We start from the raw sequence: 12,257 nt of genomic DNA, 5'->3' as shown, positions 1-12,257 counted from the left end.
GTTGTTCACCCTGTCAGAACTGTTGCTTCTTGGTTCCCTGCTTGGCTTCCGCCGTCAGAGGGTCTTCCGGCCAGGGATGTTTGGGGTAACGGCCGCGCATGTCTTTGCGCACCTCCGGATAGCTATTGCGCCAGAAACTGGCTAGATCACTGGTCACCGCCAGCGGTCTTTGCGAAGGGGATAACAAGTGAATCACTACAGGTACTCGCCCCCCGGCCACTCGCGGCGTTTCCGTCCAACCGAACAGCGCCTGTAGTTTAGCCGCCAGCACTGGGCCGCTCTCCGCCAGATAATCCAGCGTCACTTTTTGCCCGGTTGGAATCGTCAATGCCACCGGCGCCTGAGCGTCGAGAGCCTGCTGTGCGGTGTAGTCAATCAATGTTTTCAGCGCCGACAGCAAGTCCAGTTTTTGCAGTCCCGCCCAGTTGGAGACGCCATTGAGGAAAGGACCGAGCCAGTTTTCCAGGTCCGCCAATAAGGCGTCATCACTCAACTCCGGCCATGCGTCAGGTTGTTGCCTGCGCATTAAAGTCACGCGGGCGCGCCATTGCCGCGCGGCATCGCTCCATGGCAGGCTGTCCAGGCCTTTGCGCCGTACAGCGGTCAACAGCGCCTCCCGGACCAGCTCCGGACTCACCGCAACGGGCCGCTCTTCCAGAATCAATGCGCCCAGCCGTCTGACTCGACGCGCCACCACCGTGCCTCGCTGCTCATCCCAATCCGCTTGGTCTTCAGTGACGATATGGGCGCTCAAATCCAGCTCAAAATCGCCAGGACTCAAGGCCGCCGCCAGGTATATTCGGGACTCCCGCGCCTGACCATCAAGGTCGGCCGCCACCAGCCAAGTCTCTCGCCCCAGCGAGTCTTCTTCCGCCAGCGCCGCGCCGCGTCCATTACTGAGCTGGTAACGGGGACTTGAGCCAGTGCGCCGTCGGGCGATGCGGTCTGGGTAGGCCAACGCGAGTAGCCGGCCGACCGCATCCATCCCAAGCTCGTCAGAGGTTTTGCCGTCTATAAGCTTGCGCGCATCCTGACGTACGCTTTCCAGGCGTCGGCGATCCAGCCCGGCGCCTTTGTATTCACCGCGCAGGGCTCGCACACGCTGCTGCAGATCTGCGCCGGCATCCCGTCCCAGCAGATCCCGCTCGCCCAGGAGCGCAGCGACTTCCGCCGCAAGCACCGGCGCGCCGATCGCTCTCCCCATCACCACCATATGCGCCAAACGGGGGTGGACGCCGAACTCACGCAGACTTTCCCCGTGAGAGGTAATTGCGCCAGCCTCATCCAGCGCATCCAACCAGCGCAACGTATCGACCGCCTGTCGCCAATGCGCCATCGGCGGTGGGTCCAGCCAAACTAAGTCCTGCGGCTGACGCGCGCCCCATTGAGCCAGCTCCAGCACCAAGGGAGCCAAATCCGCTTCCAGTATTTCCGCCGGGGTAAAAGGGCTCAATCCCTGCTGCTCCGTCTCCGACCAAAGGCGATAGCATACGCCGGGCTCCAACCTGCCGGCGCGGCCTTTGCGCTGCTTCGCCGACGCTTTTGACACTCTGCCCGTCGTGAGGCGGGTCATGCCGCTATTGGCGTCAAAGATCGCGCGACGCTGCAGGCCCGCGTCAATCACCACGCGCACGCCCTCAATGGTCAAACTGGTTTCCGCAATAGCCGTGGCGAGAACCACTTTTCGTTCGCCCTCCACGCAAGGCAGAATCGCCTGATCCTGCTCTTCCGCTTTGAGGTTGCCGTACAAAGGCGCTAAACGCACCCCGTTTGGCAAGTGCTCCGCCAAGGCGTCATGGACCCGTCGAATCTCGCCTACACCGGGCAAAAACACCAGCAACGAGCCGCTTTCTTCCGCCAGCGCCTCTCGCACCACCGCAACCGTTTTCTCTACCGGTCGCTGCTCCCGCTGCAAGGGGCGATAGCGCACCTCCACGGGATAGGCGCGCCCTTCGCTGGTCAGCACTGGCGCATTTCCCAGCAGCTTGGCCAGTGGCGCGGTATCCAGGGTCGCGGACATAACCAGCACCCGCAAATCTTCCCGCAGAGCCTGTTGGCTCTCACGCACCAAAGCCAAGCCCAGGTCCGCCTGCAGAGAACGTTCGTGAAATTCGTCGAACAGCACCGCTGCATAGTCTTCCAGGGCGGGATCAGATTGAATCAGGCGGGTCAAAATGCCTTCGGTCACCACTTCGATACGCGTATCGGCGGAAACTTTGGTGTCCTGTCGAGTACGATAACCGACTCGGCGTCCAACCGGCTCTCCCAGTTGCTTCGCCATAAAGCGAGCGGCGGAGCGCGCCGCTAACCGGCGCGGCTCCAGCATCAGAATTTTGCGGTCGTCGCGCCAGGGCGAATCCAATAGGGCCAAAGGAACCCGAGTGGTCTTACCGGCCCCTGGCGGGGCCTGCAACAGTACCGTGGAGTGAGCTTCCAGAGTGGTTAGAAGCTCAGGGATAATGTGATCGATGGGGAGCATGGAGACTGAGGCGTTATGACCGCTCAAAGACGACAAAGTCATGGGGATATTGATTTTTCTCATCCGACGGGTGCGACTCGCGAGAAGTTTCACGCCAGTCAGCGGGATCAAGCTCTGGAAAGAACGCATCGCCCTGCACGGAGGTCTTCACCTCCGTCAAGTAAACACGCTGAGCCGCCGCCAGTCCCTGCCGGTACAATTCGGCGCCGCCAATCAGCATGACTTCCTCCACGGGCTCCCGCCCCGCCAGAGATACGGCCTCTTCCAGAGAATGCGCCACGCTGACGCCATCATGACGCCAGTCTTTATTGCGCGTCACCACGATATTGGTTCGGCCCGGCAAGGGGCGCCCGATCGAATCAAAGGTCTTGCGCCCCATAATAATGGGCTTACCCATGGTGACCCGCTTGAAATACTGCAGGTCATTGGATAAACGCCAGGGCAGCGTATTTTCCACGCCAATAGCGCCATTCTCGGCGCGGGCGACAACGATTGATAAAACTGCGCTCATATCTTCGCTCCTTACACTGCTACCGGCGCTTTAATATGAGGGTGCGGGTCGTATCCCGTAATCTCAAAGTCTTCAAATTCATATTCAAACAGCGACGCCGGCTTGCGACGAATCTGCAATTGCGGCAGCGGACGCGGTTCGCGGTTTAACTGCTCATCCGCCTGATTTAGATGATTGTTGTACAGGTGAACATCGCCGCCGGTCCAGATGAAATCTCCCACCTCAAGGTCGCACTGCTGCGCAAACATATGCGTCAACAATGCATAGCTGGCGATATTGAAAGGCACGCCCAGGAAAATATCGGCGCTACGCTGGTACAACTGACAGGACAAACGCCCTTCCGCCACATAGAACTGGAACATGGCGTGACAGGGAGGCAGCGCCATTTGGTCCACAAACGCAGGGTTATACGCCACCACCATATGACGACGGGAGTCCGGATTGTTTTTGATCTGCGCCAGCACATTGGAAATCTGATCGATATGCTCACCATTCGGCGCCGGCCAGCTGCGCCACTGATAGCCATAAACAGGCCCTAAGTCGCCGCTTTCATCCGCCCACTCGTCCCAGATGCTGACGCCATTGTCTTTCAGGTACTTGACATTAGTGTCGCCGTTCAGAAACCACAGCAATTCATAAATGATCGAACGCAAATGCAGCTTCTTGGTGGTCACCAGGGGAAACCCCTGCTGCAAATCGAAGCGCATCTGATAACCGAATACGCTACGGGTGCCGGTGCCAGTGCGGTCAGTTTTTACGGCCCCTTGCTCGCGCACATGGCGCATCATGTCGAGATACTGTTTCATATGACGTCTACTAACTCCGCGCCGCTTTTGCTTCCGCCCCATAAACGGTGCGGCCATAAATAATGAAAGCCACCCCAATCACAATCATCGGGGTTGATAATACCTGACCCATGGTCAGCCAGCCCCATGCAAGGTAACCCAGCTGAGCATCTGGCTCACGCACGAACTCCACCAGGAAGCGGAAGCAGCCGTAGCACAGCAGGAACAAGCCGGAGACGGTCATGCGCGGGCGGGGTTTGGCGGAATAGAACCATAGAATCAAAAACAGGGCGACGCCTTCCAGGGCGAATTGATAGAGCTGCGAGGGATGGCGCGCCAGATGCGTCGGGTCGCGCGGAAACACCATGGCCCAGGGAACATCAGACGCCCTGCCCCAGAGTTCGCCGCCAATAAAGTTGCCCAGGCGCCCTGCGCCCAAGCCGATTGGCACCAGCGGCGCTACAAAATCCGCCACTTGAAAGAAAGACAGTCCCAGTGAACGACCGTAAGCCCACATGGCGATAATCACGCCAATCAGTCCACCGTGGAATGACATGCCGCCGGTCCAGACTTCAAACAACCAGATGGGATCATCCAGAAACTGTTCAAAGTTATAAAATATGACATAGCCAACACGCCCGCCCAATACGACGCCAAGCGCGCACCAGAAGATCAGGTCCGCCACTTGCTGCTCCTGCATAGGCGCATGCGGCTGATGCGAACGGTGCTTACCCAGCATCCAGGCCGCGGCGAAGCCCAGCAGATACATCAAGCCATACCAATGCACGCTCAGCGGCCCAACGGAAAAAGCCACCGGGTCGATATTCGGATAGTCAAACCAACGTTCTGTCACAATTGTCCCCACGCTTGATATAGAAACCGGCCGCCCACAACAAACAGCAGCACTGAGAAAATTCGTTTAAGCACGTCTCCAGGCAGACGGTGAGCCAATTTAGCGCCCAGGCTCGCGAAGGGCATGCTGGTGATCGCGATCCCCGCCAAAGCCGGCAGATAGATGAACCCCAGACTATATTCCGGCAGCGACGCTTCGCTCCATCCTTCCCAGATATTTGTAACGGCGCCCATGAGCGCGATCGGCAACCCGCAAGCGGCTGAGGTGCCCACTGCCTGTTGCATGCGCACGTTACACCATGTCAGATAAGGCACCGACAGGGAGCCGCCGCCAATGCCGAATATGGCGGACGCCCAGCCGATGCCGCCGCCAACGCCTGCCAATACACCGTCGCCAGGCAGGCTCCTATGGGGTTTGGGCTTCAACGCCAACGCCATTTGCACGCCGATAGTGATAGCGAATATCCCGATGACCAGTTTCAACTGCGCCGCGGGCATCAATGAGGCCGTCTGCGCGCCCAATACCGCGCCCACCATCAGTCCTACCGCCATAGGACGAAACACGCGCCAATTCACCCCTTGCTTCTGATGATGCGCCCGGATCGAGTTGATAGATGTGAAAATAATTGTCGCCAGGGATGTGCCGACGGCCAAATGCGTAGCGACGCTTGGGGCCACGTTCTGTAGTTCGAAGCTGAAAATCAATGCAGGGACAATAATCAATCCGCCGCCGATGCCGAACAGTCCGGCCAACACTCCCGCTAGCGCGCCCAAAGCCAAATACGCCAGGAATACCATTTCGCCCCCATAGGATCAGGCCGCTCCGCCAGGAGCCCCGTATAAAGAAGGTGGTATGATACATAAATTAAGGACTCTGTGCTTTTCGAATTCCACGCACGTCTGGGAGCAAGCCTATGTGCCTACTATTTGTCGCTTACCAAGCGAATCCCCGGTTTCCGCTGATCGTCGCCGCCAATCGCGACGAGTTCTACGCCCGCCCCACCCAGCCTCTCACGCAATGGCCTGAGCGCCCGCGCATTTACGCCGGACGCGATTTGCAGGAAGGAGGAACCTGGATGGGCGCAACCACCAACGGCCGATTCGCCGCCATCACCAATCACCGCTCCGGCCCCCGCGAAGCGGCGCAGCTTTCTAGAGGCGCTCTGGTCAGAAGCTTCCTGGAGTCGGAATTGTCAGTGGACGATTTCGCCGCCGCCCTAGAGCCGACCAGTCACTCCTATGGCGGTTTCAACTTGATGATGCTCGCAGGCTCCACTCTGGCTTATTTCAGCAATCGCAAGGAGCCTCAATATCAGCGCTTAACGCCAGGCGTATACGGTTTGAGCAACGGATTTTTGAATACGCCCTGGCCCAAGTTAACCGCCGGCAAGCGCCGATTCGCCACTGCGATCAATGGACCTAGTCAGGATGAACTCTGGACGTTACTGGCGGATGACGCCGCCGCGCCGGACTATCTGTTGCCGGATACGGGCGTTGGGGTTGAGGTCGAGCGGTTGCTGTCCTCCGCCTTTATTACCTCGAAGGATTACGGCACCCGCAGCAGTACGCTGTTGCTGCATGATGCAAACGGCGTTACGCAGATGTGGGAAAAGACGTTTGAGAAGGGCGTATACCAGAGTGAAGTCAGCCTTTCTTTTCCTTCTCCTCTCGCCGCTCCCGCAACTGACGGGTCTGACACTTGAGAACATGCTGAATCAGGATTTCCTGATTCTGTTCTTCAATGTCCGTGAAGTCCGCCCGCAGGACAAAGCCATCTTTGTCCTCATCGTCAGCTCTGGGCTTGTCGCAGGCAATAACGAGCGCGCGCAGGGACATGGAGATATTGCTGGGATATAAGATCATGTGGAGTTGCAGCGTCACGCCGACATCCAGATGATCCTCCACCGGAAAAGCAATGCCACAGGCGCTGAGATTGACCCGCTTGGCGCGTCGGGGTTCCGACCATACGCCGTCACTGCGGTTTTCCAGGGTCAGCGCCAGGTTGATCTTGCGGTTGAACAACTCAAGCATATGAGCCAACCCGGCGTTCGCCGCCCGCATGCTCTCCAGCGCTTTGGAGATATCATTCTCCAGCGTCAACAAAGAGGCCGAACTTACGTGGGATTCCGATGACTCTTTCTCCGTCGCCTCTCCGCGCTGCAATACCCGATACGCCAAACCTACTGTATCGCTAATGCGAAAGAAGCGACGTCTTTCATCTAACTCAGACATAGACTCTCACCCGCGCTCATACGCCAATACTCTCATGCGCCTCCTGCTTTTTGCTCCCATCTCGTCTCTCTATTTATACGCTTTCGCTCAATCTAAAGCGAACCGCTCAACTATCAGCCAGATCAGAATATTTCGTCCGGCGCCAAGCCCTGCCACTCTTCCGATTGATCACTAGGCAAAATGCCGGGGGCGACATCTCTCGCCTTCTGAATTTCTTTCTTGGTTTCAGCATCCAGAGGCTGTTGCAGAATAATTTCCACCCGTCGGTTGCGAGCGCGGTTTTCCGCCGAGTCGTTCGGCGCCAGGGGTTTGGTGTCCGCATAACCGGCGACGCTGAAACGGGAGGGGTCCAGCTCTCCCGACTCAAACAACGCATGGGCTACTTCCAGCGCCCGTGCGGCGGAGAGATCCCAATTGGAGCGAAACCGGGCGGTATGAATGGGAATACTGTCCGAATGCCCTTCCACCGCGATAGTGCCATCCATGGACTTGAGCAGTTCCACCAGCTTGTCTATCACCGGATAAAACTCTGGATTCAAATTCGCGGAGCCGCTGTTAAACGAGCCTTTCTCCTGCACACGGATGACAATCTTACGTCCCCGGGTCTCCACTTCAACCTGATTGTTGCGAACCTCCGCCTCCAAAGCGGAAGCCAATGTAATGGCGTCGTTCTCCGTCTCCTCCACCAACATCTTGATCTTTTCCAGCACAATGTCGCTGAGCTCTTCCCCTTTTATCTTGGGACACTCTTCCTTCAAGGCGTCAGCCACCTGCTGCTCGCAGAGCTGCTCCAGGTTAGGCAGTTCCATCTGGGTTTGCTGCATGATGGTCTGCAGCGGCGTTGGGTCAGGCTTACCGGGGCTGAACTCCTGGGCGATGATGCTGGTGCCTTTGGGAATATTGTCCACATTGACGACAGCCTGCACGCCGAAGGCCTCCCGCATGGAGCCGGCCAGACGTTTGAACTTGAGCGCATCCATCTCCGAAAAAGACAGCAGCAGCACAAAGAAACACATCAGCAAGGACATCAAATCGGCGAAAGTCGCCATCCAGGCAGGCAGCCCGGGAGGACATTCGCACTTTTGCTCTTCTTCGTCACTCATTGGCGCAACTCCCGTCAGGCTTCTTCAGTCTGACGTTTACCTTCAGGCAGATAGGTGCGCAGCATGGTCTCAATCACGCGCGGGTTCTGCCCCGCCTGAATCGCCAACAGAGCGTCGATGATCATGGACTTGATCTGCTCTTCCTCCCCCATTCTCAATTTCAATTTATCCGCAACTGGAATCGCCACCATATTCGCCAGCATGGCGCCATATAGCGTTGTGAGTAGCGCAACAGCCATCGCTGGCCCGATAGACTTAGGGTCATCCATGTTGGACAACATCGCCACCAACCCCACCAGTGTGCCGATCATTCCCATCGCCGGAGCCACATCCCCCATGGAGGTGAATACGGAAGAGCCTTGCTTATGCCGGTCCACGGTAAGATTACGATCTTTAGTCAGCAACGCTTTCACCACATCGCCATCGTGACCGTCTATCAGCAGTTGAATGCCTTTGGAGAGAAACGCGTTGGGAATTTCCTTACCTTCCAGAGAGAGTAAGCCGCCTTTTCTGGCGGCGTCCGCCAGTTCCACGACCTGCTCGATCAATTCTTCGGGCTTATCCAGCTTGAACATAAAAGCCTTGGCCGCCACCTTGCCCGCGCTAAGGAATTGACCAAGCGAAAACTTCATCAAAACAACCAATAGCGTGCCGCCAAATACAATGAGAAGCGACGGCACATCAACAAACATTCCAATTGAGCCGCCTAACATCATCGCCATCGTCACGATCGCGAAACCGCCGATGAGGCCCAAAAGCGTAGCTAAATCCACAAAGCGCTCCTTTACGGGTGGACAGTACAGAATAAACCCAGAGGAAGCCCAGCGCTGGAACAGGCCGCGCCGGGCTTCCCCAAAGTATAGACAGGGAATTTAAAAACTGCTGACTTATCCGGGTGTTAGTTTGTTGAAACGAACGCCTGAAAAGCCCGGCGCGACTGAATTTTAACGGCAACCGATTGACCCTGGCGACGCTCTCAGGTAGGGTGGCTCTGCGCAAAAACCCGGCATAAGAACACCATGACTGAAAAAAACGCCAACTCTGATGTAAGCCCCTCCACCAGCGGCTCAACGCCCGATTTCGAAGACGCATTACAACGTCTGGAAGTACTGGTGAGAAAGCTGGAGCAAGGCGATCTTAAACTGGAAGAGGCTCTGGTTGCTTTTGAAGAAGGCGTCCAACTTACTCGCCAATGCCAAACCGCCTTGCAGACTGCGGAACAAAAGGTTCAACAGTTAATTGAAGAGCGCGGAACCCCGCTAACCAAACCTTTTGACCAGAATGACGCCGAAGACTGATTCTCTCGACGACTTTTTCCAGCGTAACCGCGCCCAGATCGACCAAGCCCTAGCCAACCTGCTTCCCAGTCCGGAAGGCCCCAAGGCCAGGCTGAATGAGGCTATGCGTTATTGCGTGCTTAACGGCGGCAAGCGAGTGCGTCCTTTATTATTGCTCGCTACGACGGAAGCGCTGGGGGGAGACCTGCAACAGGCGTTGCCCGCCTGCTGCGCGGTAGAGCTGATTCACGCCTACTCTCTAGTGCATGACGATTTACCGGCCATGGACGACGACTCTCTGCGCCGGGGTAAACCCACCTGCCATATCGCTTTCGACGAAGCCACCGCCATCCTGGTCGGCGACGGCCTGCAAACGCTGGCGTTCAGCGCACTCACCGAGCCCTCTGGCGCATCCGCGGATAGCATGCTGCAAATGGTGCGGGAACTCGCCCGCGCCAGCGGACATCTGGGCATGGTTGGCGGACAGGCCATCGATATTTACTCAGAAGGCCATACACTCAAGCTCGAAGAGTTGGAGCGCATGCACCTGGAAAAAACCGGCGCGTTGATAGAGGCGAGCATCGTATTGGGCGCACTGTCCAGCGGTCGGGCTGACGCTAAAACCATTGAAGGCTTACGCCGCTTCGCGCAGGCCATTGGCTTGGCGTTCCAAGTTCGTGACGACATCATCGACGTGGAAAGCGACACCAGCGTATTGGGCAAAACCGCCGGGAAAGACGCGGAGCGTAACAAACCCACGTACACGTCTCTGTTGGGCCTTGAACCGGCGAAACTGAAAGCGCGCCAGTTGTATGACGAAGCCCTCGCGCAGCTGCAGGCGCTGGGATTGCAGAACTCCCGCTTACAGGATCTTGCCAGCTTCATGATCGAGCGCACGCATTGATCGCCAATTGCCCGTGTTCTCCACCCCAACATCGCTTATAATGGCCGATTGCTTTTATAGGCAAATTTTTTGCGTCCGAGGCTATGATCCGGCGGCTAATCCCTTAGAACCGAGCGACTACAACTGCAAGAATGCAAAAACCATACGTATTTCAAGAAATTCCAGTGCACCGGCCCAACACGCCGCTGCTCGACAAAATCGACTCTCCGGCCCAACTGCGTCTTCTCAATGAAGCCGAACTCCTGCAGTTGGCGCACGAACTACGTGCATTTTTGCTGTACAGCGTAGGCCAGTCCGGCGGCCATTTCGGCGCAGGCCTTGGCGTGGTGGAGTTAACCGTAGCCCTGCATTACGCCTTCAACACTCCCGACGACCGACTGGTTTGGGACGTGGGCCATCAGGCTTACCCCCACAAAATACTTACCGGTCGCCGTGAGCAAATGCTCACTATTCGTCAAAAGGATGGTCTCGCCGCTTTTCCTCGCCGCGAAGAAAGCCCATATGACACCTTTGGCGTTGGCCACTCCAGCACGTCTATCAGCGCCGCACTGGGCATGGCGATCGCTGCACGCATGCAGAACCAGCCCCGGAAAGCCATCGCCGTTATCGGCGACGGCGCCATGACCGCCGGTATGGCGTTCGAGGCGTTGAACCACGCCGCCGACACCAAAGCGGACCTGCTGGTGATTCTGAACGACAACGACATGTCGATTTCCCGCAATGTCGGCGGACTGTCCAACTATTTCGCCCGTTTGCTGGCGAGCAAGACTTACAACCAGATGCGCGACAGCGGCAAGCGTGTGCTGCAGGGCGCGCCGGGTCTGATGGAGCTGGCTCGCAAAACAGAAGAGCACTTCAAAGGCATGGTCGCTCCAGGCACTCTGTTCGAGGAGCTTGGCTTTAACTATATCGGTCCCATAGACGGCCACGATCTGCCTCGTCTGGTGGAGACCCTGAACAATATCAAGGAACTGAGCGGGCCTCAGTTTCTGCATGTGGTCACGAAAAAGGGCAAAGGCTTCGCCCACGCGGAAAGCGACCCTATTGGCTATCACGCCATCAATAAAATTGAACCTAAGCCCAAGGTGCAGGACACCGCTAAAGCGCCGAAAAAGCCGCGATACTCCAATATTTTTGGACAATGGTTGTGCGACATGGCGGAACAGGACCCCAGTCTGGTGGGCATCACTCCCGCCATGTGCGAAGGCTCCGATCTGATCGAGTTCTCCAAACGTTTTCCTGAGCGTTATTATGATGTCGCCATCGCAGAGCAGCACGCAGTGACGTTAGCCGCAGGCTTGGCTTGCGACGGAGCCAAGCCGGTAGTGGCCATTTACTCCACCTTCCTGCAGCGCGCTTACGACCAGCTCATTCACGATGTCGCGATTCAAAACCTGGATGTGCTTTTCGCGATTGATCGCGCGGGGCTGGTCGGCGAAGACGGCCCTACTCACGCTGGCAGCTTCGATCTCACCTACCTGCGTTGCATCCCCAACATGGTGATCATGGCGCCGTCGGACGAAGATGAAACCCGCAAAATGCTGACTACTGGACACCAGTTCAAAGGCCCCGCTGCAGTGCGCTACCCCAGAGGCAACGGACCAGGCGCGGAAATCAGCCCAGGGCTGGAGTCATTGGAGATAGGCAAAGCCAACCTGCGTCGCCGTGGCGCGCAGACAGTCATCCTGAACTTTGGCGCCTTGTTGCCTGTAGCTCTGGAAGTCGCGGAAGAGAATAATTTCACCGTCGTTGATATGCGCTTTATCAAACCTCTGGATCAAAATATGATTCTGGAGATGGCGGGAAGCCATGATCTTTTGGTAACCCTTGAAGAGAATTGCATCCTTGGTGGCGCAGGCAGCGGCGTAATCGAGTTTCTCGCTTCGCAAGGCATCGCCATGCCCGTATTGCAGCTGGGTCTACCCGATGAGTTTATCGAACACGGCAAGCCTGCAGAATTGCACAAAGAAGTCGGTCTGGATACGCAAGGCATCGCCGCAGCTATCAAAAAGCGCCTGCAGAGCCTGAATCTGGCGTCGCCCAAGGCTGGCGCCATCGCCTGAAAACGCAAACGGGGCGCACTATGCGCCCCGCTTAACCTTTCTCAAAACTGT

Annotated in this window: 12 protein-coding genes; 4 read left to right on the top strand and 8 right to left on the bottom strand. The window is 57.2% G+C overall.

Features of this window, described 5'->3' with window-relative positions; translation table 11 throughout:
- Positions 1 to 13: 13 nt before the first annotated feature.
- Genes hrpB through ACQYWX_RS04675 form a run of 5 tightly spaced genes read right to left on the bottom strand, consistent with a single transcriptional unit; the run spans position 14 to position 5,425 of the window.
- Positions 14 to 2,542, bottom strand: coding sequence for an ATP-dependent helicase HrpB (hrpB, locus tag ACQYWX_RS04695; protein ID WP_431688043.1), 2,529 nt, complete (start codon positions 2,540 to 2,542; stop codon positions 14 to 16).
- Positions 2,493 to 2,990, bottom strand: coding sequence for a dihydrofolate reductase (locus ACQYWX_RS04690; RefSeq protein ID WP_216736762.1), 498 nt, complete (start codon positions 2,988 to 2,990; stop codon positions 2,493 to 2,495). Before ACQYWX_RS04690 ends, hrpB begins: the two co-directional genes overlap by 50 nt.
- Positions 2,991 to 3,001: 11 nt before the next feature.
- Positions 3,002 to 3,796 carry a thymidylate synthase gene (thyA, locus tag ACQYWX_RS04685; RefSeq protein ID WP_216736761.1) on the bottom strand — a complete coding sequence of 265 codons (795 nt, stop codon included), beginning with the start codon at positions 3,794 to 3,796 and terminating at the stop codon, positions 3,002 to 3,004.
- A 10-nt stretch (positions 3,797 to 3,806) separates the two neighbouring features.
- The gene (gene lgt / locus ACQYWX_RS04680) at positions 3,807 to 4,628 is read right to left on the bottom strand and encodes a prolipoprotein diacylglyceryl transferase (protein ID WP_216736760.1); all 822 of its coding nucleotides are present in this window, start codon (positions 4,626 to 4,628) and stop codon (positions 3,807 to 3,809) included.
- Complete coding sequence (locus ACQYWX_RS04675) at positions 4,625 to 5,425, bottom strand: sulfite exporter TauE/SafE family protein (RefSeq protein ID WP_216736759.1); 801 nt, start codon at positions 5,423 to 5,425, stop codon at positions 4,625 to 4,627. Before ACQYWX_RS04675 ends, lgt begins: the two co-directional genes overlap by 4 nt.
- A gap of 116 nt (positions 5,426 to 5,541) precedes the next feature.
- On the opposite strand from ACQYWX_RS04675, the gene ACQYWX_RS04670 reads away from it, so the two are divergent.
- Positions 5,542 to 6,330: an NRDE family protein gene (locus tag ACQYWX_RS04670; RefSeq protein WP_431688041.1), complete on the top strand. Its 789-nt coding sequence runs from the start codon at positions 5,542 to 5,544 to the stop codon at positions 6,328 to 6,330.
- Here ACQYWX_RS04670 and ACQYWX_RS04665 read toward each other — a convergent pair.
- The 3 genes from ACQYWX_RS04665 to pomA all read right to left on the bottom strand — a co-directional run bounded on the left by ACQYWX_RS04665 (position 6,272) and on the right by pomA (position 8,735).
- Positions 6,272 to 6,859 (bottom strand): hypothetical protein, encoded by a 588-nt coding sequence (locus ACQYWX_RS04665; protein WP_431688040.1) that lies wholly within the window; start codon positions 6,857 to 6,859, stop codon positions 6,272 to 6,274. The genes ACQYWX_RS04670 and ACQYWX_RS04665 overlap by 59 nt on opposite strands.
- Positions 6,860 to 6,981: 122 nt before the next feature.
- Positions 6,982 to 7,962 (bottom strand): flagellar motor protein MotB, encoded by a 981-nt coding sequence (locus ACQYWX_RS04660; protein ID WP_216736756.1) that lies wholly within the window; start codon positions 7,960 to 7,962, stop codon positions 6,982 to 6,984.
- Positions 7,963 to 7,976: 14 nt separating this feature from the next.
- A complete protein-coding gene (gene pomA, locus ACQYWX_RS04655) occupies positions 7,977 to 8,735 on the bottom strand; it encodes a flagellar motor protein PomA (RefSeq protein WP_127968653.1) in 759 nt (252 codons plus the stop codon).
- 246 nt (positions 8,736 to 8,981) lie between these two features.
- Between pomA and ACQYWX_RS04650 the strand changes: the two genes are divergently transcribed.
- From ACQYWX_RS04650 to dxs, 3 genes are all read left to right on the top strand, one after another.
- Positions 8,982 to 9,260, top strand: coding sequence for an exodeoxyribonuclease VII small subunit (locus tag ACQYWX_RS04650; RefSeq protein WP_431688039.1), 279 nt, complete (start codon positions 8,982 to 8,984; stop codon positions 9,258 to 9,260).
- Positions 9,244 to 10,143, top strand: coding sequence for a polyprenyl synthetase family protein (locus tag ACQYWX_RS04645; RefSeq protein ID WP_431688038.1), 900 nt, complete (start codon positions 9,244 to 9,246; stop codon positions 10,141 to 10,143). The genes ACQYWX_RS04650 and ACQYWX_RS04645 overlap by 17 nt, the downstream gene beginning before the upstream one ends.
- A gap of 131 nt (positions 10,144 to 10,274) precedes the next feature.
- Positions 10,275 to 12,206 (top strand): 1-deoxy-D-xylulose-5-phosphate synthase, encoded by a 1,932-nt coding sequence (dxs, locus tag ACQYWX_RS04640; protein WP_431688037.1) that lies wholly within the window; start codon positions 10,275 to 10,277, stop codon positions 12,204 to 12,206.
- Positions 12,207 to 12,257: the final 51 nt, after the last annotated feature.

The sequence above is a fragment of the Hahella sp. NBU794 genome, assembly GCF_050749805.1.
Classification (GTDB): Bacteria; Pseudomonadota; Gammaproteobacteria; order Pseudomonadales; family Oleiphilaceae; genus Hahella.
Note: the sequence above shows the minus strand (reverse complement) of the source record. Positions and strands in the feature narration are given on the sequence as shown.